This is a genomic window from Bdellovibrio sp. ZAP7, assembly GCF_006874645.1.
Taxonomy (GTDB): domain Bacteria; phylum Bdellovibrionota; class Bdellovibrionia; order Bdellovibrionales; family Bdellovibrionaceae; genus Bdellovibrio.
Map to the genome: position 1 here is coordinate 3,616,504 of NZ_CP030082.1, position 24,013 is coordinate 3,640,516.

Below are 24,013 nucleotides of genomic sequence, written 5' to 3' on the forward strand. Positions count from 1 at the left end.
GCACTGACGCACCCGCGAATATCATTTGGGTTTCTAATTGCAAATTACTTGCGTTTAAGAATGGTCCACGTTAAACGCTAATTCTGACAGACCCTGGAGGATTTGAATGAAGAGATACTTATTGCCTTTAGCATTGTGCCTAGCAAGCACTGGGGGTTATGCCCAAACGGCCTCACCTTTGGTGCAAAATTTAAATTTTTCTGCGGCGATCGATGCCACCGCGCCAGTTAATTTTGATGATTCTTCGGAAAACCAATTGGGAATTCGTTCCGCAGAGCTGATGCTTTACGCCCCTGTGGATCCAACGTTTGATGCCCTGATCAATTTTGCAGCCCACAACGAAGATGGCGAATACCATGCTGAACTTCATGAAGGTTATATCTCTTCTTCGAAATTGATTCCGAATTTGCGTTTTAAAGTCGGGATGTTTTTCCTGGGCGTGGGACGACTGAATCAATTCCATCAACATGATTGGGCCTTTATCTCGGCACCGAAAGTACAATCTGAATTCTTTGCCGATGAAGGCGTTCACGATACGGGAGCAGAAGCGACTTACATTCTGCCAACAGATCACTATTTTGATGTCACAGTGGGTGTGACCGATGGTTACAAATGGCATGAGGACGATACTCCGGAAAGACCCAAGGCGCCGGTTCATTATATCCGTCCTTCAACATTCTTTAATATCGGTGACAATGGCGGTCTGCAAATCGGTTTAAACTATTTGGGTCGCACCGATGCCACGGGATTGCAAACGCAACTAACGGGCCTTGATTTGGTCTTTAAGCAAAAAGAAGGCAAATTCAATCGCTGGTATTTCCAATCAGAAATTTGGAATCAGGTGCAAAACAGTGATCTGACAGATCGTTCGAATAAAATGGGCGCTTACTTTTATCCAGAGTATGGTTTCAATGAACGTTGGTTCCTGGGTCTTCGCCTGGATGCATTTACCGACATGAGTTTAAAATACGACGACGGAGATCACCGCGACAACTTGGATTATGCGTTTGTACCAACAGTGACTTTCAGAAACTCGGAATTTGTGACTTGGCGTTTGGCGTATACGCACGAAGTAAACCATATCGCTCTGGAATCAGACCAAACAAACCGCGTTCTTGAATTGCAATTCATTGCGATCCTTGGCGCCCACCCGGCTCACGCATTTTAGAGGTGATTATGAATAAGTTGATTTCTATTCTTCTGCTTTTCGTTTCCGTGAATGCCTTTGCAAAAATCAAAGTCGTGGCCACTTTGCCTGATGTCGCCGAAATTGTGAAAGCGATTGGACAGGATAATGTCGAGGTTTCGTCTTTGCTTTCCGGTGGGACAGATCCGCACTTTGCAGATGCTCGCCCGGATTATATTTTGAAAGTAAATCGCGCGGATGTGGTTTGCTCCGTGGGCCTTGATTTAGAAATCGGTTGGTTGCCAAAAGTTTTAGAAAAAGCCGCCAATGCCAAAGTTCAATCTGGTGGCGCGGGCTTTTGTGAACTGGGGAATGCAATCAAGCCTTTGGAAATTCCCACGGGCGTGATCAATCGTTCGTTAGGCGACGTACACCCACACGGAAATCCGCATTTCACTTTGGATCCGCTGAAAGTCGCAGAATCCGGCGCTGAAGTGGTCCGCGTGCTTTCCGCGGTCGACGCAGCAAATGCAGCTGTCTATCAGAAAAATTATGATGCATTCAAAAAGCAAATGGAGACTTTGCACTCTCAGCTGAAAGCGAAAGTTAAAAAAGTAAAAGTGATGGAGTACCACAAGGAATTTACGTACTTCTTTAATTCCTATGGTTTGGATTCGGCTGGTTCTTTGGAGGAAAAACCTGGAATGCCGCCTTCCGCGACTCGCATTGCTCAGGTGGCCCAAGCTGCCAAAACGAACAAAGTCCAAGTTTTGTTCGCGACAGCTTCTGCTCCCCATCAAACATTGGAGCGTTTCACGGAGCTTTCAGGAATTCCTGTTGTTACTGTGCCTTCCTATGTTCAATCATCAGGTGACGCAAAGACCATTGAGGCTTTGCAAAACTTGTTGGTAAAATCTATTCCATGAAAAAGCTTTTAAGCGTTTCTAATCTCTGCGCCTTAAGTAAATCAGGCACGAAACTTTCCCCTGCGGTGAATTTTGAACTTCACGCGGGGGATATTCTTTTCCTGCGCGGTGAAAATGGCGCCGGAAAAAGCACGATTTTGAAAACGCTGTTAAAGCTGCATGCTTATTATTCCGGCAAATTTGATTTTGCCGTTAAGAATGAAGAAATCGAATACCTGCCACAGCTGGGAAATTTAAATTTCCATCTACCTCTTACTTTGGCGGACATGCTGGGCGAAGCGACGTCGTCTCCCTTGCTGGCCGGCCTTGATCTGAATAAAAAATGGAACACAGCCAGTGGTGGTGAACGTCAGAAGATATTGTTTTCTGCGGCTTTGGCGAAAAAGCCCAAGGTTCTGATTTTGGATGAGCCCTTTAATCACGTCGATAAAGATGCAGGCCTTTTACTGGAACAAGGACTGCTGCAATTCTTAAACGAAAATCCGGAAAGTGCACTGATCCTGGTGTCTCACCGTTCATTGACTCAAAACCACGCTCGCATGCGCTTCCTGGAGATTCAATGACAGAGTTTTTGTCTTTATTAGGAATCTACAAGTGGTCACTTCCCGCCAGCACTTTGATGGCGGGAACACTGTGCCTGATTGGTGCCCAGTGGACCGCGCGCGAAAAAAGCTCGCAGATCTTCGTTTTGGGACAAGGTTCTTCCCTGGGTATCGTATTAGGATTAGTTTTAAATATTTTGTTGGGAACTGATTTTCACTGGCTAAGCCTTGCTGGTGGCTTGGGAGTCGGCGCCCTGACTTTGGTTCTTTCCGATCTTTTGATTCAAAGAAAGTCCGACCGCAATCACGTGTACTTAACCTTATTTGTTTTGTTCCTGTCTTTGACGTATCTGATGTCGTCCCTGACTCCGTCACTGGAAAGCCATATGGCGGCCGCTTACTTTGGTGATTTGGCCGTTATGAGTGACAATGCGGCGGCGATTGCGATGTTAGCGGCAGTTCTATTCATGGTTTTTATTTTGATGAATTGGCGAAATCTGACTCAAATCAGTTTTCAATTGGTGAATCAAAGCTTGATTCACCGTCATTGGAAAAATCGCCTCTTTGATGTGGGAACGCTGGTTATCACGACAGTTGCCATTCAAAGCATGGGCTATTTGTTCACGATGGGCTCACTGTTTATTGCGACAAGCTTTGCTTCGCAACGAAGCCGTAATTTGAAAAATTACACTCAAAGAGTTTTGGTGATTTCAATTGTGGGATGCTTATTAGGATTCTTGATTTCCCTATTATCTACCAATCTGCCCACAGTTCCTTGTGTGATGCTGGGACAGATTGTAGTGGGTATTCTGACTTACATGAAGAAGTAATGGAAAGACGGTTGAGCCAAGCGCTTTTGACCGTCCAAATTGAACAGACAAATCACTTCTGTGCGCACACCTTGTTTGACGTTGAAAATCGTCAAATCTGAATTCTCGATGATCTGATGAAGTCCGCGGCCTGCCCCACCTTTAGTGGTATTCAAGCTGCCCGCTGTGCCATTGTAACAAGTTTGCAGATAATCGATGATCACGTCTCTTTGAAGAGCACCAAATGGATCGACGACCGCCACTGCTGCCATCACACCATCCGTCGCATATCTAAAGACAGATTGTTGGTGAGTTTCCAACTGAACTTCTTGTTTGCGGCTGACGTGATTAAAGATGGCTTTGCCATGGGAATCCACGGGAGCATCATAAATCGCATTCATCAGCATTTCCTCAGCAACCGTATTCACGCGATCAATAACCGACGTACGCACACCTGCTTTTTTCAGGTAAGAACACATATCGTCGCGCAACTGTTCACGCTGGCCTGAATGAGTGACCACTCTTTTTTGAATATCCACACCCCAAGTAAGGTACTTGTCGATACCAAATAGATCTTTATTCAAAAGCTTACCCAGTGCCGTCAAGACAAAGCGAATGGTCGCATTTTTGTCTTCAGCATCACGGGAGATAATGTTTTTGATAAAGCGATTCGGAACCAAAATCCCCAGGTTGCCCTGAACATCGTGGCTGGTTAAGAGAATCACATTTGGACTTAGTTTTTGCTCTTCAACTTTACGAAGCACATCAACGCAGCTGTCTTCACCGACAACCACATCGTATTTGCCACCTTTTAAAAGCTCCTCAGCTTGAGCCGCATCGCTCGCGATATCCAAATGAACACCCGTACTACCTAAGGCCATACGAAGTGGCATTTGCTGCTTTTTATCTGGCTCGATCAAAAGAACACGGCCGCCTGCGCCACGTTGCAAAGCATTCTGGGCTTCATGCAATTCGCGGTTCAGGATTTCAAACAACCGAGCCTTTTCGTTCGTTTTAATCAGGCGCTCGGTCAAAATCATGCAATAGATTTGATATAGCAATGCTTGAAAACGGTCTTTGTCCTTAGGATGAACGTGGGCAAAGTCTTCGTCTTTGATCACATAGCATGTTACTTCAGTGACCGCGCGAACCGACGTGGAAGCAGGGTTTGAGGTGATAACACTCATCTCGCCCCAAACTTCACCGGGAGTATCAAAAGAAGCCAGCACTTCACCGGCCAAAGAAATTTCCAATTTTCCAGATCTTAGAAAATACAAATTGCGATTGGTTTGGCCTTCTTTAAGCACCACTGTCCCAGCAGGGAACACTTCATTGTGCATCATCGCTGCTACTTGCAGTAACAGGTCTGTGCTAAATGATTTGAAAAAGGAGTAGCCCTTAATTTCCTGAACTATATCTGCTGGGTGCATTTTCATATGCTACAATTATGTAGTCAGACATCTGTATATGGGTAGTTTCGCTTGAAAATTCTTCGGAATTTTTTAAAAATTAAGTCTATCGTCGGTGTCAGGAGTACTGTGTTTCCAACGATCGAAATCTCATCTGAAATCCACGTTCCCACATATTATCTTGTAATATGTATTGTGGTCGCAATTTGCCTTATCTGGGTCACACGACGGAGTCAGCAACAGAAGCTTTCTGTCCAACATACACTCGACCTAAGTCTTCTAATCATGGTGTTTGGTTTCATTGGTGGACGCCTGTTTCACGTGTTTTATGAAAGTTTCAGCTATTATCAAAACAATCTGATGCGCATCCTTTATTTCTGGGATGGTGGTTTCGTGTTTTACGGAGGTGCTTTGCTGGCGGCCTTTGCGGGAATCACATACCTGTATTTCAAAGAGCAAGATCTGATGGAAAATTACCTGGATTTGCTGGCCCCAGTATTAGCCTTGGGTTATGGCCTGGGTCGTATTGCCTGTTTTCTAGCGGGTTGCTGCTATGGGCGCGCCTGCGACCTTCCTTGGGCCGTTGCAGGCAAACATCCTTCGCAGCTTTATGCCGTTATGTGGGAATTGGGCGTGGTCATGGTCCTCCTCGGCCTGGAAAAATCCCGCCCGAAATGGAAGTTCTTTAAGACTCCGGGAACACTCTTTTATGTATGGATGATTCTTCATGGAAGTGGTCGCCTTATTATGGAGTCCTTCCGCGATGATTTCCGCGGTCCTAATGTGGGCTTCTCTATCTCCAGCTGGATTAGCTGGGGGATCATTATTCTTGGTTTAACACTGCTTCTAAAAAAGCCCGTGGATTCCAAGGTTTAAAGTGTCTCATGTTGAGACTTTAGACAAAAGGTGACACAAATTGGCGAAGTGTCTAAAGAGTTCAACACCACCACCCCTCTCAAATCGCAAATAACAAATCTCTGCGCATAGTTGGCAGTGGCACGTCCCGTGTATTGCATCTGTAGTGAAGAAGCTTATTTAATGAGAGAGGTATTTATGAAAAAGCTCATCCTACTATTAGTAACGACGGCATCAATGCTGACGTTTGTTGGTTGCGGCAACAATGACAGTGGCGGTGGTGGCGGCGCAGCTGCAATCCCGACATGTAACTACGGCTCTACATGGAACGGCCAATACTGTGTTACTTCAAACGGTAACATCGTAAGCCCTGGTGTTACGACAATGCGTTTTGGTGACTATAAATATTGGTTCCAAATCGATTACTACACACGCATGCCGGTGCAAGTCGTAACTCAGGAAACAGGTAATCTGCAAATCACGAATACAACTGTGTATGCAAAATTCCTTAAAGAAGCGATGGCAGTATGTGATCGCACGATTTGGGGTTGGAACACAGGTTATGCGAATTGCAGCTCATGGACGACGGGTTCTTTGATGGTGCAACTTGATATGAGCAACAGCTTGAAACCATCTTTGTACTTCACGGCGATTCCATCTCAGCAGTACTTCAGCTTTAACATTGGTATCAATGGTGGCGGTATGGCATACAACCCATTGGCTTTGGTTCAAAATACGACTTACAACTTGATCAACCAAAACAAAGGATTTGAAATCCGCACAAATGGTTCTTCGATGAATGGTGGTGGTTTGCACTTGATCCAACTTCAAGTACCAAACGGCTCCATCAACGACAGCCAGGTTTCTTACCAACTTGCTTATCCAGATGCTAACGGCAAAGGCACTGTGTTCGCGACAGGCGTACTTAAAAAGTACTAATAGTTAATGAACTGAATTTAAAACAACCGATTGGAGTAACTTCGCAAGTCTCATGGCGAAGGTGCACAATCGGTTGATCTCGTTTCAACTCTGCGCAAATATCCTACCATGAGTGAATCTGAAAAACCCCAAGGTAAAATGGTAAAGTGTCCACAGTGTGGCAAGCCTGCTTTGTACTCACCTGAAAATCCTGCGCGCCCTTTTTGCTCTGAACGCTGCCGCCTGATTGACCTTGGTGAGTGGGCCTCTGAGGGATATCGCATTCCCGTGAGCAATCAATCTTCAAGTGATTCTTTAACTTCCATCGACGACGCGTACGATGATGAAGATGGTAGCAACGATCCACGACACTGATCCTTACACCAAAAAGAGATTTCGTGAAAATGGCTGTACGAGCCTTTTTCGTAAATAGCCGTTGACGAAGCAGAGTTTTTAATTTGTTATTTGAAAGTCATCGGAAGACGAGAATTTATCATCAGGATTTTAAACAACTGAGACACACACATGTGTCACTAAAGAGGAGTTCAAATGAACAAGGCTCAATTGATCGAAAAAATCGCTGGCGAAACTAAAGTTTCTAAAGCTCAAGCTGAAGCAATCCTTGACTGCGCAGTAGAAAACATCAAAAAAGCAGTTAAAAAAGGCGACGACGTTAAACTTGTTGGCTTCGGTACTTTCACAAAAGCTAAACGCAAAGCTCGCACTGGTCGCAACCCACAAACTGGTAAAGCAATCAAAATTCCAGCTGCATGGGCTCCAAAATTCCGCGCTGGCGCTGAATTCAAATCAATGGTTAAGTAATTAGTTTTACAACTAATCACTGATTTAAAAAGGCGTTCGCAAGAACGCCTTTTTTTTATTCCCAAAATCACACTCTCCCACTCACCCACTCACCCAAAAACTTCTTGTTCCCACAAGACTCCAAAAAACGTACTCACCCCGTGCACTCCACAGGATCTACCACCAACGCAGGAAACAACACCCCGCTCCATATCCATTTATTAATCTCCATCGAAGAGTTTAGCACTGAAGAGGAAATTTCAAAGGGAATCCCCTGTGGAGCGTGAGTGCAGCGACCTCCGGTGGCGCCCGGACAAAAATAGCAGGATGCTATTTTTGCGCGTTAGCCCGTAGGGACAAGGGCAGGAGCCCTTGTCATCCGCGAACTCGCCGAAGGCGAGCACCGGTTGAGCCACGATGGCGTGTCGCGGAACACACGCTCCACAGGGGATTCCCTTTGAAATTTCCGGCGCCCAGAGCTAATCTTCCCTTCATGGCAACTTTCAATAAAAAGATCAAAAGACTAGGTGTGTATACAAGTGGTGGCGATGCGCCGGGAATGAACGCAGCTCTGAGAGCCGTAGTTCGTGCAGGTATCGCAAACAAACTCGAAGTTTTTGCAGTCATGCAAGGCTATGTTGGAATGATCGAAAATCACATCGAATCGATCGACCAACGTTATGTTGCCAACATCATTCAGCGTGGTGGGACTGTTATTAAAACAGGGCGCTCGACTGAATTTACCAAACCTGAAGGTCGCACGAAAGCTGTCGCAAATTTGAAAGCTCATGGCATTGATGCTTTGGTTTGTATTGGTGGCGATGGTTCCTTCCGCGGTGCTCATGCTCTTTGGGAAGAACATCAAATTCCTATCGTCGGTGTACCGGGTACCATTGACAATGACGTTTACGGTTCTGATAAAACGATTGGTTTCGATACTGCTGTTAATACGGCGCTGGAAGCCATCGACAGAATTCGGGACACAGCGGCTTCTCATGACCGTTTGTTCATCGTTGAGGTGATGGGTCGCAACTCCGGCTTTATCGCTTCTGCTGTGGGTCTTGCCGGCGGTGCGGAAGAAATTTTCGCACCGGAATCTTTGACGACTGTTGATAAAGCTGTGGACCGCATCAAAGACGGTATTGCTCGTGGCAAAACGAGTTCTATTCTTGTGACAGCGGAAGGCCAAAAACCAGGCCGCGCTTATGATTTAGCGGATGCTATTCGTAAGAAAACGGGCTGGGATGCAAAAGTTTGCATCCTAGGACATCAACAACGTGGTGGCTCGCCGACTGCTGCTGACCGCATTCTTGCAAGCCGCATGGGTGCTGCCGCTGTGGATTCATTGCTGCGAGGTCATTGCGACATCATGATCGGCACTGAAGGCGAAAAATTGATTGAAGTTCCTCTCGATATTGTAACAAAGAATGAAAGAAAAGCGCATCTTGACTTGATCAGTCTTGCAAGTGTTTTAGCGACCTAAAAACTCTTGACCTCTTTTGTAGATACTTGAATTCTAAACGCTATTCAGGTTTTAGAATTACAAAAGAGGTCAATATGAAACGTCTGGTACTTTCCCTATTGCTAGTACTTCCTTTACTGGCGAGCTGTACAAAAAAAGAAAATGAAATTGTGATCGGTGAATACGACTCCTTGTCTGGAAGCGATGCCACTTTTGGCTTGAGCTCTAACAAAGGTGTTCGTTTGGCTTTTGATGAAATCAACGCTGCTGGCGGTATCAAAGGTAAAAAAATTGAATTAAAAACGATGGACGATCAAGGTAAGAACGAGGAAGCCGCTGCTGCGACAACTCGCTTGATCACACAAAACAAAGTCGTTGCAGTTATCGGTGGCGTGGCCAGCGGTCGCTCTAAAGCTGCTGCTCCGATTGCACAGGCAAAAGGTATCCCTTTTGTTTCCCCAGCTTCCACAAATCCTGATGTGACTAAAATCGGTGACTATGTTTTCCGTATTTGTTTCATCGATCCATTCCAAGGTTCTGTGATGGCAAAATTCGCCAGCGAAAATCTTAAAATCAAAAAAGTTGCTATCCTTCGCGACGTTAAAAATGACTACTCTGTTGGTTTAGCTGACGCCTTCCTGACTGATTTCAAAAAACGTGGTGGCGAGATCGTAGCTGACGTTTCTTACCAAGCCGGCGATATCGATTTCAAAGCGCAATTGACTCAAATCCGCTCTAAAAACCCTGAAGCACTTTATGTTCCCGGTTATTACACTGAAGTGGGTTTGATTGCACAACAAGCGCGTCAATTGGGCATCAAAGCTCCATTGATGGGTGGCGACGGCTGGGATTCCGATAAACTTCATGAAATCGGAAAAGAAGCTATCAACGGTAACTACTACTCCAATCACTACACGGTTGAGTCAACAGATCCTGCAGTGACTGAGTTCATCAAAAAATTTAAAGCGAAATACAACGAAACTCCGGACGCATTGGCGGCTTTGGGTTACGATGCCGCAAAAATCTTGGCTGGCGCAATTGAGCGTTCTGCAGACTTGTCAGGCAAATCGATTCGTGATGAACTGGCTAAAACTAAAGACTTCCCAGGCGTGACTGGTAAGATCTCCTTGAATGAAAATCGCGATGCAGTGAAAAGCGCTGTGGTGATTCAAGTGGACGGACCAAATCGCAAGTACATCACGACAGTGACGCCGTAAAGGCCACTAACGAAGGACAGACATGCAGGATTTCGTACAACATTTGATTAATGGTATCAGCCTTGGCTCCATCTACGCATTGATCGCCCTTGGCTACACCATGGTGTACGGAATCCTGAAAATGATTAACTTCGCCCACTCGGATGTTTACATGGTGGGCGCCTTCGGGGCTTTCTACGTTGCCCGTGCCTTTGGAATTGAAGCAAATCCTGGCATCGGCTCTCTCGCTATCCTTCTTATTTCCTCCATGCTTGTATGTAGTATCTTGGGTCTTTTGATTGAAAGACTGGCGTACCGCCCTCTTCGTAATGCACCAAAACTAAATATCCTGATCACAGCCATCGGCGTGAGTTTATTTTTAGAATATGGTGGCCAAGCTTTATTCGGAGCCAATCCCAGAGTTTTTCCTGAAGTCATGAAAGATTTTGTGATTTTCTCCTTCGGCAACGTTGAGTTGAAATCCTTCGACATCACAGTTCTAGTCGTCAGCGTTCTGGCGATGCTGGGACTGCAATATCTGATCTATAAAACCAAACTTGGAAAAGCGATGCGCGCTGTAAGTGCCAACGCCTCCGTTGCAAGTCTTTTAGGTGTAAATCCAGATAAAATTATCGCTTTCACTTTCATCGTCGGCTCCGCATTGGCTGGTGTCGGCAGCGTTTTGGTGGGTATGAAATATCCTAAGATTGATCCTTTGATGGGGATGATGATTGGAATGAAAGCTTTCGTTGCCGCAGTTCTAGGTGGTATCGGAAATGTTCGTGGCGCGGTACTGGGCGCACTTATCATGGGCCTTTCAGAAGAAATGGTCGTGGCTTATTTATCTTCTACATACCGTGATGCTTTGGCCTTCGGTATTTTAATTGCGATTTTGATCTTTAAACCTGCCGGATTGCTGGGCAAATACTCTGTGGAGAAAGTCTAATGATTCGCGCGTTCAAGAATCCTCTTTTATCTTTGCTTGGTGTTTTAGCGGTTGGTGCGATCTTCCAATTTGCTTTCGATGAATACATTCAGCTGATGGTTTTGTTCATTACGGTGAACTGCCTGATGGCGATGAGCTTGAATCTGGTAAATGGCTACACTGGTCAGTTTTCATTGGGTCACGCAGGCTTCATGGCAATCGGTGCTTACTTTACGGCTTATGCTTCCACTCATTGGAATTTTCTTCCAGCAGAACTACAAGGCGTGTCTTTCTTTATCTTTGCCATCGGAAGCGGTCTTGCGGCGGCTTTGGCGGGTTTCCTGGTCGGGCTTCCTTCGTTGCGATTGAAAGGTGACTATCTGGCCATCGTGACTTTGGGTTTTGGTGAGATTATTCGCGTGTCGTTGCTAAATATGGATGTTCTGGGTGGCCCTCGTGGTTTCGCAAACATTCCTGGGTTCTCTAATTTCTATATGTCTTATTCGTTCGCTGTTTTGTGGATTTTGATCTGCTTCTTTACGATCTGGCGTGTGATGAAATCTTCTTGGGGCCGAGGCTTCTTAAGTGTTCGCGAAGACGAGATCGCTGCAGAATCGACGGGCGTTAATACGACTGGCATGAAAGTACGTGCTTTCGTGCTTTCCAGCTTTTTCGCCGGTGTCGCGGGAGCTTTATTTGCGCACTTTACGAACTTCATCAATCCTTCCTCGTTCACGTTCTTGCAAAGTGTGAACGCCGTGATCATGGTTGTTTTAGGTGGTATGGGTTCGATGACCGGTTCAATCATCGCGGCTATTTTCGTAACATCCCTGCCTGAAGCACTTCGTCCGCTGCAAGAATGGACTGGCGTGGATTTGCGTATGGTTATTTATTCTTTGTCCCTGATTCTTGTGATGATCCTTCGTCCTAAAGGAATCATGGGTGAACTTGAGATCACTGACTTGTGGAGAAAATATGTCCGACGTTCTGCTAGAAGCTAAAGGTATCACTATGCAGTTCGGCGGATTAAAAGCCGTCGATAACTTGTCCTTTCAAGTTAAAAAAGGTCAGCTTGCAGGTTTAATCGGTCCCAACGGTGCGGGCAAAACGACAGCCTTCAATATGCTGACGGGTGTATACCAACCCACAATGGGTGAAGTATGCTTGGATGGTCAATCCGTGCATGGTTTAAAACCTTGGCAAATCTCTCAAAAAGGCATCGCACGTACTTTTCAAAATATCCGTCTCTTTAAAAACCTGACGGTATTGGAAAACGTTTTGATCGCGACTCATCAACACGTGGAATACGGTTTGATGGATGCTCTTTTTCAAACCAAACGTTTTCTAAAATCCGAAAAAGACATGACCGATAAAGCAATGGCATTGTTGGAAGTATTCTCCCTGCAATCCAAAGCCAATGAAATTTCCAGCAGTCTTCCTTACGGTCAACAGCGCAAACTTGAGATCGTTCGTGCTTTGGCGACGGATCCTAAGATTATTCTTCTGGATGAGCCGGCTGCGGGCATGAATCACTCGGAAACTCATCAATTGATGGAAACGATTGCTGAAATCCGGGCGAAGTTTAATCTGACGGTTCTGTTGATTGAACATGACATGAAACTGGTGATGGGTATCTGCGAAAACATAGTGGTTCTGGATCACGGCGTGAAAATCGAAGAAGGCACCCCTAAGCACGTACAAAATTCCAAAAAAGTGATCGAAGCTTATTTGGGTGTTGAGGAAATTCACTAATGAGCACTCCGATTATCTCTGCTGAAAACCTGAATGTTTATTACGGATCTATTCAAGCTTTGAAAGGCATCACCTTTCATGTGAACAAGGGCGAGATCGTAAGCCTTATCGGTGCCAATGGTGCTGGTAAAACGACGACTCTGCGTGCTTTGTCGGGCTTGGTGCCCGCCCAAGGTAAAATTGAACTCCATGGGAAAGATCTGACGACAGTTCCAACTCACCAACGTGTAACACTGGGTATCGCCCAGTCTCCAGAAGGTCGCGGCGTCTTCCCGCAAATGAGCGTTCAAGAAAACTTGGAAATGGGCGCATATCACCGCTCTGACAAGGCCGAAATTAAAAAAGATTATGACATGTGCCTGGGACTTTTCCCGCGCATCAAAGAACGCCTGTGGCAAATGGCCGGCACCTTATCCGGTGGAGAGCAGCAAATGCTTGCGATCTGCCGTGCTTTGATGTGTAAACCGGAAATTTTGCTTTTGGATGAGCCTTCGTTGGGCTTGGCACCTTTGATTGTGAATCAGATTTTTGAGATCGTCACAAAGTTGAATCAAGACGGTATGACAATTCTTTTGGTAGAGCAAAATGCCCGTTTGGCCTTAAGAATTTCCCACCGCGCCTATGTTTTAGAAACAGGTCGCGTGGTCATGCAGGACACAGGTATCAATTTGCTGAACAACGACGAAGTTCGCAAAGCTTATCTTGGTGTCTAACTAAGGCAGAACAAATCCCGGAAACAATAACGACGAGGCTCGAAAAGCGACCTCGTCGTAAAAAAAGGTCCGTCGGGGGACAGGCCTTTTTTATTTTAGTGAATTTCTACTTTGAATCCGTTGGATGCAGAAAACAATCCCAACGATTCATGAATATCTTGTTCGATCGCGATGGTGTTACTGATTAAGAAGCTCTCGTCAGCATAAGTCGCTGGACTCTTGGTCATATTATTATAGCAGCGCTTAGCAAAGAGCGACATCATTGAGGTCCAATTATCGTATTTAAGGCCCGCTTCCACTCCCAAAAGACTCCAAGAACCACCCATCATGAACTCTGTATCAGGAAGATAAATTTCCTGCATAACCTGACACTTTTTCTCTGGAGCCGCCGCCACGTAGGCTTTCATTTGTGGGATGACTACCTTCTGGAAGTAAATAAGATTACGCCCCAATGCTGCAGGCACGTTGGTAATTTTATTTTCAAATGGCGGAATTTCCCTAGCGTTCGACAAGGTTACCATTTGCATTATCCGACGCTGAAACTCATACGCGGCATTTTCATCGAAACCAAAGCTGTGAGAAACTTCGTGAAGAATAAGAGCTGCGACTTGATTGCGCACTTCAGATCTCTCTACAAATCTGGCGATATCGCCAGCAGAAAGACAAATAATGTCAGGCTTACGCGCATCCCAAGCGCCAGTACGTGCATTTCCATCCACATCAATACAAGGGCGGTCCGTCAGAATCTGAATCGTCATGCCACTGATTCTTTGTTCCAATTGATTCTTAACTTTGAAAAGCGCTTTAGCTTGATCGGAATACTGCTCCGGAAAAAGCTGCATGCGCACACCCGCCATGCGTGCTACCGCAATAACTTGATCTTTGGAGTTTTGGATCATTTGCGCAACTTCAGCTGGAGTTGCAAACCCGGAAGTCAGTGTGTTACCGCCACCACCAGTAACTCCCCCTTGAACGTCTAAACCTGCTGCCGAAGCAACGGTCGACACACCTAAAAGCACACTGCAAATAACTTTCGCGAACATATTTGTTTTCATATAGACCCTTCTACCAGAGACCGTCTCTGATTTCGAAAGTAGAAGTATTTGATAGCCGCTCATTTGAAAATAATATGTTGCTATAGAATATACATGTTCGTTTATTTTTATACAACATTGAGCCCGAATGAGGTATTTTTATTTAAATATTTCAATGGGTTGGCTTATGAACACATCTGTATTTATGTTTAAAGATTTTCGCAAATTTTTACTCGATATCGTGAAGTCTCCAGCAACAGGCCGAGGCATTCAAGCTCGTTGGGCGGCGGCAACTCTATGTCAACCCGCCTATATTTCCCATGTTTTAAAAGGCCGCGCGGAGTTCAGTCTTGAGCAAGCAGAAGCCCTTAGCAATTATTTGAATTTAAAGCCCAAGGAAAAAGAATACTTTTTAAATCTGATTCAATATTCGCGAGCAGGAACGAGTTCATTGAAATCATATTTGAAAAGCAAGCTCGATGCCCAGAAAGCGGAGTTCGATAATTTAAAACAGCGAATCAACATCGAATCTAAAATGAATCTTGAGGATCAAATCCTTTATTATTCGCGGTGGCAGTATAGCGCAGTTCATATGTGCGTGATGCTTCCAGAAATGAGCACTGTTCAAAAAATTTCGCAGCGCCTGTCCATCTCAACCCAAGAAGCAGAAGAAGCCCTGGAAATTTTGTTGCGTCTGGGTTTGATTGCAAAGACTTCGTCCGGTTGGAAAGTGACAAACACGGCAATGCATCTTGAAAACAATTCGCCACTGCTTAAAAGTCTCCATACACAATGGCGACTAAAATCAATTGATGCGATATCTTTGTTGAGGACGAAACAGGATTTGCGTTATTCCGGTTGCGTGGCATTGGCCAGAACGGATCTAGAGCAGATCAAAGAAATCCTGACTCAAGCCATTGAGAAATCAATTGCCCAGGTTCTTCCTTCTCCTGAAGAAACCTTGGCCGTTATGAATGTAGATTTTTTTGAGATTTAGATTTTAATGTTCGTGGTGCCACTGTTCCAAATAGTTGGTGGAAGTCTTGTTCTCTGGGAACTCATGATACTCTTTATAAAGCTGCAGAACTTCGCGGTGGAAGTTTGATTTATACGAATGAACCCGGCTGCCCAAGGCTCCAAAAGTATCAAACATGCAGAACACGACGAACACGCTCGCAAAAATCCACTGAAACCGTTTCGCCGGCATTTTATCGCGCAATTTATGGAAGGCGATGGTGATCAGCACCGTCACGATCGGGAATGCCAAAATCAAGTGCCAGTGGTTGAATTCAACTGGGGAAAGCCCTGTCGCAATCACCATCGCAAAGAAAAAGTAAAAGGCATAAAGGTAAATCCCCTGCTCGCCACGAATCACTGTGCGATCTTCGCCACGTCGGAACGGGTGGCCTTGCTTCCAAATATCACGGAAGATGCGCCATTGAACCACGGCACTGAAAACCACACTAACCGCCGTAAAGACATATTTCATTGAATGAAACGCGCCACTCACGACCTTTTGGACCGTCATGTCCTGAATCCATAAGAAATTGATTTCGCTAAAGATATGTCGTCCATAAGAAACTGCACCGTAACGGACCCAATAAGAAATACCTTTTAAAACCGGATACACCAAAACAAAGTTTTTACCAATGAACGTACCGGATTCTTTACTGACCGCCACGGCCAGTTCCCTGTGAGCCAGGTAAGCCATAAACCAAGGCAGCAAACTTAAACCGACGACGGCACTTCCCGCAACGAAACCCCACCAGTTCACTTTGAGGTATCTGAATCCCCAAAGACCCAACGATAAAATTCCCAACATCAAAACGGAAAAGTGAACCTGAACGCAAAAACCAATCGTCAGCACGTGAAAGAACGTCATCCAGAAGTTTTTCTTGTTCATATGATAGGCGGTATAGAAATGAACTGCCGAAAACAAAAACAGGTACGCTGGATTATAAAGTTCGGTCTGCTCCACACGCCAAGGGCTTAACCAGTACAGCAAAAGGAAATCGACCAGAATCAGCGATTTGAAATTTTCTTTTAGAACACTGGCAAAAAGAAGGTACGAAATCACATGGAATAAAAGGATCACGACCAGTGCGGAATACGGAGAAAAATAAATCTGCATCGGAACCGCAGACACTGCCGTCAGAAAACTTCCCGGCAAAAATCCCATCCCTGTCGTGGCATTCCCAAAGTGCGACCACTGGCCTTCGTCGACCACCCGGAAAACTTTGAGCAACATCTGCACATGATCGTTATGCATCGTCAGTTTTGTAAAAAACAAAATGCTAAAGAAAAGTCCCAAGGAAAAAAGGACGACTTTACTCACTCGTTGGCACACTACATTTTGATTGTTCTCAGACATGGGCTTACTTTGTCACAAAAGATGGCCTTATGCCATCTTTTGTAGAGTGATTTCCATCTCGGTTCCGCGGCCGTCTTTAACCGGGCTTTTGATATTCACTTTGCCATCGTGGGCTTCCACGACTGCCTTTACGAACGTCAACCCCAAGCCCATCCCGTATTCAGAGCGGCTTTTGTCACTGCGGTAAAGCTTTTGCCAGATCAGGCCATGCTCTTCCGGAGCAATCCCCGGCCCCGAATCTGTGACTTTTAAAATCACGCTTTCAGTTTGATTGATGGTCTCAATAATCACCTCACCACCTGGTGGCGTGTATTTATGGGCATTATCTAAAAGATTCGCGATAACCCGACTGATTAGACGAGGATCCACCATCGCCCAATCGTGAGAATCCAATTTCTGCGTGATAGTGATGTTCTTTTCCTCGAACGCCATCTCATACAGATCCATGATTTCACGAACCAGATCACTGATGAATTTCTTTTCAATCTTAAGCTTCTTACTGCGGTTTTCAGCCTCGGTAATATCCGTCAGAACCTGCAGGAAACTTAGAATTTTATCTGAATTTTCAAAACAGCTTTGCAAAGCCTCACGGTATGATTCCAAATCACCTTCGCTGGTCAAAGCGATTTCCGCACGACCACGCAAACGAGTCACCGGTGTACGAATATCATGAGCCAAATGGTCAAAGGCTTCTTTCAATCCATTCACCAGATTTTCAATTTTATCCAAAGCCTTGTTGAACAGAAGCTTCAGTTCTTCCAGTTCGTCGTCACTGCCACCGATCGGCACACGTGTAGATAAGGATCCACGCTCGATCTTTTTCATCGAGTTGATCAAGTCACGCACCGGACTCAATGTAGAATTGGATAAGAATAAACCACCCAAGAATCCAATCAACGCCACAGGAAGCAGGGACCACCAGAAAAGTTTTTGCAGATAACGGAGTTGCTTACCCATGCCGGCCGTGCTTTTTGCGATAATCAAACGCTCGCCGCCTTTTAAGTTACGCCCCAAAACCAAAACTGCCTCTGTGGAGGAAACTTCTGGCAAGGAAAACTCAAAGGACGTCTCGCCATGACGATTCAACTCGTTCAGCAATAGGTCTTTATTAATATCAAAAGCTGGCGTGGGATTATGCGCGAACAGCAATTCACTGCGACCGCTATAAATTTCCACCAATAAGGAGGCATCACGATCGTAATTGCGCAGCAATTCAAAGTACTGCTTAAAGTCGGCCATACCGTTCACTTCAATACGATTCGCAAATTCTTCGGTTTTTGATTCAAGAATAGCTCGCTCCTGATTTTGGAGCGAGTGAGTGATCTGAAAGTATAGAAAACTAAAGATCAGTGTCGAGCTAAGAATCAGTACCATGGAGTACGCGAGCGTAAGCTTGGTACTGATTCGGAATAGCGTGGGTTTAAGTCCCTTTAAGAACATAACCTACACCTCTGACTGTATAAATAAGTCGTGTAGGAAAATCTTTTTCTAATTTGTTTCTTAGGCGGCATACCAATACGTCTACCACATTCGTTTGTGGATCGAAATCATAATTCCAAACTTCCTTGAGGATCGTTTGTTTACCGATGATTTTATTGGGATTGCTCATGAATAGATCCAAAAGAACGAACTCGCGCTCTTGAAGATCCAATTTGCGACCGGCGCGAACCACATCACGGTTCAGACGGTTCAATTTCAAATCCTGGAATACCAGCTGCGTCACTTCAGAAGCTTTTTGAGCGCGCTTCAAAAGGTTTTTCACGCGGATTTGCAGCTCAGCCATTGCGAATGGTTTCGTAAGATAATCATCACCACCCATGCTAAGACCCTTCAGACGGTCATCAAGCTCGCGCAAAGCGCTCAAAATAAGAATGGGTGTGTTGATTTCTTTTTCGCGCAAAGATTTCGCGAAAGTGTAACCATCCATTTCTGGAAGCATCAAATCCAGAACGATGATATCATAATGATTCGTCAAAGCTCTTTCGTAGGCACGTCTACCGTTGGATTCAACTTCGACTTCACCTTCAAGCTCTCCTAAACCTTGCTTTACTATTGTTGCGATCTCGTTGTCGTCTTCAACTACTAAGCATCTCATGTACTAAACCCCTCAGGACTGATGATTAAAACTTGCGCCAGTGTATATCAGGTTTGTTTCTAAACAAAAGGAGCAATTTTAATAAACATTGCTAAAAAGCCCATTATTACACACATTTAATCGCTGTTTTTGGGGCATATTGCCCAAGATTGCGAGCTTTTAAAACTTCTGTGGGGCATTTAGGGTTGACCCGGAAAAAATAAAAACAGGCCCGGGGTCACGGGCCTGTTAGACATGGATTATTTGTTAGTTAGGGGGATTAACGTTTCAACTGGATCACTTCATTCAGAAGCTCATCCGTCGTCGTAATCGTCTTTGCATTGGCTTGGAAGCCACGTTGATTTTGGATCATGTTTACGAACTCAGTTGCTAGATCCACTGTAGATCTCTCAAGAGATTTCGCGAACAATTTACCGCGACCAGCTGCGCCCGGGCCACCCACTGAAGCTGTTCCTGAATCTCTGGATTCTTTCAAACGGTTGTTACCAACTTTGAAAAGAGCTTCTGGATTTTCGAACTTAGCTAGAGCGATTTGCGCCAAGTCTTGCGCCTGACCGTTAGAGTAAACTGCAGTCAAGATACCATCATCATTGAAGGACAAGCTGTTGATTGTACCAGCAGCCGCACCGTCTTGATGCCAAGAGATAAGGTCAGAGTTTTTACCGTACTGTTTAGTACCGTCCAAACCTTTACCACCGTCTTTGATAGCATCACCGAAGTTCATTTTGATTTCTTGACCTTGAAGAGCACCACCTTTGAAGTTGAAGCTCGAAGAAGTCATTGTTTGGCTGTCAAGTTTACCGTCTACTGTAAACTCAAGTTTACCAGCTACCACTTCAGAAAGTTTACCTTCTTCGCCGCCAGTCACTTCTTTACCGTCAACCAAGCCTTTGTATTCCCATTGTCTGTCAGCCACTTTATTGAAGAACATGCTCAACAAGTGCTTATTACCTTGAGAATCGTACATCTCAACACCTGTAGAGTAGTGAGAAGTGGAGTATGGGTCCTTCACATCAAACTTTTTAGTTGGTTCCATACGAGAATCCAAGTTCAGGTCCAACTTAACTTCTTTAGTTGCTTTCGCTGGAACTAGAGCGCGAGGGAATTTGATGTCAGTCATTTTGTTCAGGATGTTACCTTTTTCGTCAGTACCGAAACCTTGAACTTTTTGATTGTCGTTTGTTACCAGGTAACCTTCGCGGTCAAAGTGGAAAGAACCGTCACGAGTGTAAGACTCGCCATCAGAACCTTTAACTTTGAAGTAACCGTCACCAGAGATAGCAAGGTCAGTTACTTTTTCAGTAGCGTCTACGTTACCTTGAGTAAGGATTGGATTTACGGCACCGATCTTCACACCACGACCGATTTGGTTACCACCAAGAACGCCTTTTAAGCTTTTAGAAATGATATCTTGGAATTCAGCGCGAGATGCTTTGAAACCGACAGTGTTCGCATTTGCGATATTGTCACCGATAACGCCAAGGGCTTCGCCCTGTGCAGTCATACCAGACACACCCGTGTACAATGAAGAAAGAATACCCATGTGACCTCCATGTCGTTGGCAGTTCTATTCGAGAACCACCGTTTGGAGGGCCTCCTCTACGAGGACCAGCCCTAATATTTAGTTTTTAAAACCAACCTTGAACACATTCTATGTTCTCGGTTCTTTGTACTTTATCTGTCTCTTCAGGACAGCTTCGGTACGTTTTGCGGTTAAATAACCACTGTGGAATCGATGTTCGTGAACACATTTTCTTTCAATGCGGTCTTGTCCATCACTGTTACCACAGTATTATTCTTCACGCTGACAATCAGTGCCGAGTCATTCATCAAAATCAATGAATCCTTGGAACCTTTCGCCGCTGCTCTCGAAACTGCATCATTCAGCTTAGTGATATCGTCGGGGCTGTAATTAATCCCGCGAGTACTCATTCGCTCAATCGCATGATTCGAAAACTTCACTCCTTCAACAGGCTTGGTAAAGCCCTGAGGATTCACTTGTTTCGCTACCGGGGTCGCAATCGGCCCGCCGAGCTTATCAAGGGTGTCCTTGAAGGAAGGACCCGTTCCAGCGCCAACTTCAGGTTGAACCTTCGGTTGCGTCTTGGGGACGAGTTGTTCGAATGTCTGTATCTTCTTTAAGTCTACCATTTTACTTCGCCATCTCCTTCGCGATCTTATCCATCATGTCGCGAGATAAACCCACCGTATCCATGATCTTAGATTTACCCATAGGAGCTGGCTCAGTAGTAGAACTTTGTTGAACTACATTCGCCTCTTTCTTAGTTTGTCCTGTGGCATCATCTTTTTTCAAGTCTAGGTTGGTGACATCATTTACATTCTGGTCGTTTCTCATAAGACGTGGGTCTGTGATCTTCTTCACGTCTCTGAAGCGGATTGCCTGATTTCCTACGTTAAGAACCGGGCCTTCAGCAGAGTAACTTACACCAGTGATCAAACCATCAAAGTCAGTTTTGATTCCCAATTTTTTTCCGTCAGCAGTTTTTGCTTCTGCGATGAATTGATATTCACCCACAGCTGCTTTCATACCCTTTTCGTCTTCACCATTCCAAGTGAGTTTGTTGTCTCCTTGTTTCAGACCTTTCAAGTTGTATGTTCTTACCACAGCGCCATCCGCATCGCGAACTTTCACTGTGACTTCCTCTGCTGCCATCGGAAGATTAAATTTGAAATCGTGTTCTTTATCATTCAAGCCGCGCACGATTTTAGATGAATCACCCGCCACTGCTTTACCGATCAAGTTCAACGCCTGGAAATTTTCAGAAGGCTTTTGGGCATTCTTCAACTCCTCAAGTGTTTTGTTCATGTTCTGCATTTGCTCGAGTGACGAGAAGTTCGCCAATTGAGCCGCCATTTCATGGGACTTCATCGGATTCGTTGGATCTTGATTTTTCATCTGGGCAAGCATCAATTTGAAGAAAGCATCTTTATCCAAATTGGGATTACCTGTCGTACGAACTTTTTTAGTGGGATCCGTCCAATTCGGGTCAGCAAGTTTATTGGCAACGGCGCCAAGATCCTCTTCGCCAACTTTCGCTTTGTCTTGAACGCTGAGGTTAGTTGGAGTGCCAACAGTACTTGTCGGTTTGTCTTGTGTCGCACCGAAAGCATTCACTCCTAATTTCGCATTAACCATTGTCATTCAAATTCTCCCTTAAAAAATTTAAGCCTACGCTACCAGGTTAAGTCCGCTGCCTTTGCCTTCTACTGCGCGCGGAGCTGCTTTCACAGATGCGCTGTCAATAGGCTGCAATGGATCACGACGTTTACCAGCATAACCACGAAGCGGTTGCATCTCAGTAAAGGATTCACGGCGGCCTTGGTTACCAAAGCTTTCGTTGAAGTTATTCCAGAACTGACGCGCATCACGCTGACCACCTTGGCCATTCGTATTATTATTTTGGTTTTGTGTCGCAGTATCTGCGGAAGTCGTGTTCACAACATCCACTTTAACATTTTCCACAGACAATTTGTGAGCAGCAAGACTGTTCTTCAAATCAACTAGACTAGACTCGATCGACTTCTTCGCCTCTTGAGAGTCCGCTTGCATTTGAAGATTTACTTTTCCGTCCTGAAGCATAACTTTCAAGTGGATCGTTCCCATGCCCTCTGGGGTCATTTGAACTTTCACTTCACCGCCACCTTGTTTAATCAGGTATTGGGCTTGATTCATCAATTGCTTCACGTTGGCTTCGTTTTGCGCCTCTGTTGCCGGAGCTTTCGGAGCCATCGCTGCCATTGCCGGGTCAAACTTCAATGTTTCACCTTTCAACGGTTGCGTTTGCAAACCTTCAAGTCCCGTCATCTCTGCTTTGAATTCTGCAGCTTTTGTCGTCAGCTTTTCTTTCGCCGCATCTTTGCCATGAGCGCCACCTTGCTGCATGAACTCATTTGCTGAATCCTGCATCATGGATTGCTCTTGGCCTTGCTGTTGTTGGAAGAAAGATTCTGGAGTGACTTTGCCGGCCACCGCTTTGTTCATCATATCTGCTTGCTGTGGCTTCTCTCCACGAGGAGCCTCCAGAGCTTTAGTGAACTCGTTCGTCAATTCAGACGAAGAATCTTCTGTCACAGTACCTTCAGCTTTTTGAGCTGCTGCAGCGGCTTGTTTCGCTGCCAAGGCTGCCAACAATGCTGGAGACATTGTCTCTTTCATTTGACCTTGCAAATGAGGAGGCAACTTGTCCAACAGGCTTTGCTGATTCATAGCTTCTGGAGCAGGAGTTTCCATTCCTGGCATTTCTGCCAATGGAGTTTCCGCCAAAGCGCTATCATCCATCATCATGCGTGATGCAAGATCACCCTTTAGATCCGGCATAGCTGTCGTTTTCATCGCAGCATCCGGCTTCATCCAGAATTTTTTATTAACGCTATCTGCAGCAGCACCCAATTGGGACTGCTTTTCCTGAGCGGCTGCCACACGCATCTGCATGCTCTGTTGAGACATACCAGCGCCCACAGACATTTCTGTCATTTCTTTAGGCGTTTGCTGTTGTGGCATCTGTTGCAATTGCGCCAGCAAACCTGCATACATGGCCGCGGCTTTTTCTGCCTGGTCATCGTCCAAGTTCAATTGGTCAATCACAGCATTCGCTGTTACTTCCGGGGATTGTTTGAGCTGGCTGTCATCCAGTTCGGCCATCGCTTCCACAAGTCGTGTGGGAGGGATTTCAAATTCACTCTCGAATGAGTCCATGAATTCTTTGATTGCCTGCTGTCTGTTCGCCGCCCGCTTTTCTTTCCCATCGTCAGTGCGAACCTTGCGTTCTGGTTTTGCTTCCTTCGCTGGAGCTTTGTCGTCTCTTGTCTCTTTCGAGTCGTTAGAGTCTTTGGCTCTGGCTTCTTGCCTTTGCGATTCTTTGGCTTCTTTCGGGCTTTTAAGACTAATTTTGTCCTGAAGAGCTTTATTGAAACCGGAATCTGCACCGGAACCCTTGAAGTCTTTCTCCTGAAGTTTATCAGAAGCTTTAGGCTTCAATTCGGTCGCACCCACCATTGGGGGGCCGACTATATTTAACAAAACGATCCTCCTTCCTTAGAGAATTGCTGTTACTAACT

24 protein-coding genes are annotated in these 24,013 nt (G+C 45.3%); 15 read left to right on the plus strand and 9 right to left on the minus strand.

The annotated features are described in order from the left end of the window. Window positions 1–106: 106 nt before the first annotated feature. Genes DOM22_RS17285 through DOM22_RS17300 form a run of 4 tightly spaced genes read left to right on the plus strand, consistent with a single transcriptional unit; the run spans window position 107 to window position 3,424 of the window. Window positions 107–1,168 carry a hypothetical protein gene (locus DOM22_RS17285; protein WP_142701567.1) on the plus strand — a complete coding sequence of 354 codons (1,062 nt, stop codon included), beginning with the start codon at window positions 107–109 and terminating at the stop codon, window positions 1,166–1,168. An 8-nt stretch (window positions 1,169–1,176) separates the two neighbouring features. After that, a complete protein-coding gene (locus tag DOM22_RS17290; RefSeq protein WP_142701568.1) occupies window positions 1,177–2,052 on the plus strand; it encodes a metal ABC transporter substrate-binding protein in 876 nt (291 codons plus the stop codon). Continuing rightward, on the plus strand, window positions 2,049–2,615 hold the full coding sequence (locus tag DOM22_RS17295; protein WP_142701569.1) for an ATP-binding cassette domain-containing protein: 567 nt from the start codon (window positions 2,049–2,051) through the stop codon (window positions 2,613–2,615). The genes DOM22_RS17290 and DOM22_RS17295 overlap by 4 nt, the downstream gene beginning before the upstream one ends. Next, complete coding sequence (locus DOM22_RS17300; protein ID WP_142701570.1) at window positions 2,612–3,424, plus strand: metal ABC transporter permease; 813 nt, start codon at window positions 2,612–2,614, stop codon at window positions 3,422–3,424. The genes DOM22_RS17295 and DOM22_RS17300 overlap by 4 nt, the downstream gene beginning before the upstream one ends. Here DOM22_RS17300 and DOM22_RS17305 read toward each other — a convergent pair. Continuing rightward, window positions 3,409–4,839 (minus strand): cyclic nucleotide-binding domain-containing protein, encoded by a 1,431-nt coding sequence (locus DOM22_RS17305; protein ID WP_142701571.1) that lies wholly within the window; start codon window positions 4,837–4,839, stop codon window positions 3,409–3,411. The two genes, DOM22_RS17300 and DOM22_RS17305, sit on opposite strands and share 16 nt — an antisense overlap. A gap of 102 nt (window positions 4,840–4,941) precedes the next feature. Here DOM22_RS17305 and DOM22_RS17310 point away from each other — a divergent pair, with 102 nt between their 5' ends. The 10 genes from DOM22_RS17310 to DOM22_RS17355 all read left to right on the plus strand — a co-directional run bounded on the left by DOM22_RS17310 (window position 4,942) and on the right by DOM22_RS17355 (window position 13,434). Continuing rightward, window positions 4,942–5,688, plus strand: a complete 747-nt coding sequence (locus DOM22_RS17310; RefSeq protein WP_142701572.1) for a prolipoprotein diacylglyceryl transferase — start codon at window positions 4,942–4,944, stop codon at window positions 5,686–5,688. Between the two features lie 177 nt (window positions 5,689–5,865). After that, window positions 5,866–6,606 carry a hypothetical protein gene (locus DOM22_RS17315; protein WP_142701573.1) on the plus strand — a complete coding sequence of 247 codons (741 nt, stop codon included), beginning with the start codon at window positions 5,866–5,868 and terminating at the stop codon, window positions 6,604–6,606. Window positions 6,607–6,714: 108 nt separating this feature from the next. Next, window positions 6,715–6,960 carry a DNA gyrase inhibitor YacG gene (locus DOM22_RS17320; RefSeq protein ID WP_246845727.1) on the plus strand — a complete coding sequence of 82 codons (246 nt, stop codon included), beginning with the start codon at window positions 6,715–6,717 and terminating at the stop codon, window positions 6,958–6,960. Window positions 6,961–7,134: 174 nt separating this feature from the next. Then, window positions 7,135–7,407 carry an HU family DNA-binding protein gene (locus DOM22_RS17325; protein ID WP_142701575.1) on the plus strand — a complete coding sequence of 91 codons (273 nt, stop codon included), beginning with the start codon at window positions 7,135–7,137 and terminating at the stop codon, window positions 7,405–7,407. 472 nt (window positions 7,408–7,879) lie between these two features. After that, complete coding sequence (gene pfkA, locus DOM22_RS17330; protein WP_142701576.1) at window positions 7,880–8,869, plus strand: 6-phosphofructokinase; 990 nt, start codon at window positions 7,880–7,882, stop codon at window positions 8,867–8,869. Between the two features lie 74 nt (window positions 8,870–8,943). Continuing rightward, window positions 8,944–10,065, plus strand: coding sequence for an ABC transporter substrate-binding protein (locus DOM22_RS17335; RefSeq protein ID WP_142701577.1), 1,122 nt, complete (start codon window positions 8,944–8,946; stop codon window positions 10,063–10,065). A gap of 22 nt (window positions 10,066–10,087) precedes the next feature. Then, the gene (locus DOM22_RS17340; protein WP_142701578.1) at window positions 10,088–10,990 is read left to right on the plus strand and encodes a branched-chain amino acid ABC transporter permease; all 903 of its coding nucleotides are present in this window, start codon (window positions 10,088–10,090) and stop codon (window positions 10,988–10,990) included. After that, the gene (locus tag DOM22_RS17345) at window positions 10,990–11,970 is read left to right on the plus strand and encodes a branched-chain amino acid ABC transporter permease (protein ID WP_246845728.1); all 981 of its coding nucleotides are present in this window, start codon (window positions 10,990–10,992) and stop codon (window positions 11,968–11,970) included. Before DOM22_RS17340 ends, DOM22_RS17345 begins: the two co-directional genes overlap by 1 nt. After that, entirely contained in the window at window positions 11,945–12,721 is a 777-nt protein-coding gene (locus tag DOM22_RS17350) for an ABC transporter ATP-binding protein (RefSeq protein WP_142701579.1), read from the plus strand. The genes DOM22_RS17345 and DOM22_RS17350 overlap by 26 nt, the downstream gene beginning before the upstream one ends. Next, window positions 12,721–13,434, plus strand: coding sequence for an ABC transporter ATP-binding protein (locus DOM22_RS17355; RefSeq protein ID WP_142701580.1), 714 nt, complete (start codon window positions 12,721–12,723; stop codon window positions 13,432–13,434). Before DOM22_RS17350 ends, DOM22_RS17355 begins: the two co-directional genes overlap by 1 nt. Before the next feature lie 95 nt (window positions 13,435–13,529). Here DOM22_RS17355 and DOM22_RS17360 read toward each other — a convergent pair whose 3' ends face one another. Then, window positions 13,530–14,489: a metallopeptidase family protein gene (locus DOM22_RS17360; protein ID WP_142701581.1), complete on the minus strand. Its 960-nt coding sequence runs from the start codon at window positions 14,487–14,489 to the stop codon at window positions 13,530–13,532. Between the two features lie 166 nt (window positions 14,490–14,655). Here DOM22_RS17360 and DOM22_RS17365 point away from each other — a divergent pair, with 166 nt between their 5' ends. Beyond that, a complete protein-coding gene (locus DOM22_RS17365; protein WP_168196688.1) occupies window positions 14,656–15,465 on the plus strand; it encodes a TIGR02147 family protein in 810 nt (269 codons plus the stop codon). A gap of 3 nt (window positions 15,466–15,468) precedes the next feature. Here DOM22_RS17365 and DOM22_RS17370 read toward each other — a convergent pair whose 3' ends face one another. The 7 genes from DOM22_RS17370 to DOM22_RS17400 form a co-directional block, all read right to left on the minus strand. Then, window positions 15,469–16,839: a hypothetical protein gene (locus DOM22_RS17370; protein ID WP_142701583.1), complete on the minus strand. Its 1,371-nt coding sequence runs from the start codon at window positions 16,837–16,839 to the stop codon at window positions 15,469–15,471. A 27-nt stretch (window positions 16,840–16,866) separates the two neighbouring features. Then, a complete protein-coding gene (locus DOM22_RS17375; RefSeq protein ID WP_142701584.1) occupies window positions 16,867–18,279 on the minus strand; it encodes an ATP-binding protein in 1,413 nt (470 codons plus the stop codon). Further along, the gene (locus DOM22_RS17380; protein ID WP_142701585.1) at window positions 18,260–18,934 is read right to left on the minus strand and encodes a response regulator transcription factor; all 675 of its coding nucleotides are present in this window, start codon (window positions 18,932–18,934) and stop codon (window positions 18,260–18,262) included. The genes DOM22_RS17375 and DOM22_RS17380 overlap by 20 nt, the downstream gene beginning before the upstream one ends. 259 nt (window positions 18,935–19,193) lie before the next feature. Further along, entirely contained in the window at window positions 19,194–20,477 is a 1,284-nt protein-coding gene (locus tag DOM22_RS17385; RefSeq protein ID WP_142701586.1) for a flagellar hook protein FlgE, read from the minus strand. A gap of 170 nt (window positions 20,478–20,647) precedes the next feature. Then, window positions 20,648–21,085 carry a TIGR02530 family flagellar biosynthesis protein gene (locus tag DOM22_RS17390; protein WP_142701587.1) on the minus strand — a complete coding sequence of 146 codons (438 nt, stop codon included), beginning with the start codon at window positions 21,083–21,085 and terminating at the stop codon, window positions 20,648–20,650. A gap of 1 nt (window position 21,086) precedes the next feature. Continuing rightward, the gene (locus DOM22_RS17395; protein ID WP_142701588.1) at window positions 21,087–22,097 is read right to left on the minus strand and encodes a flagellar hook assembly protein FlgD; all 1,011 of its coding nucleotides are present in this window, start codon (window positions 22,095–22,097) and stop codon (window positions 21,087–21,089) included. 27 nt (window positions 22,098–22,124) lie between these two features. Then, window positions 22,125–23,975: a flagellar hook-length control protein FliK gene (locus DOM22_RS17400; protein ID WP_246845729.1), complete on the minus strand. Its 1,851-nt coding sequence runs from the start codon at window positions 23,973–23,975 to the stop codon at window positions 22,125–22,127. Window positions 23,976–24,013: the final 38 nt, after the last annotated feature.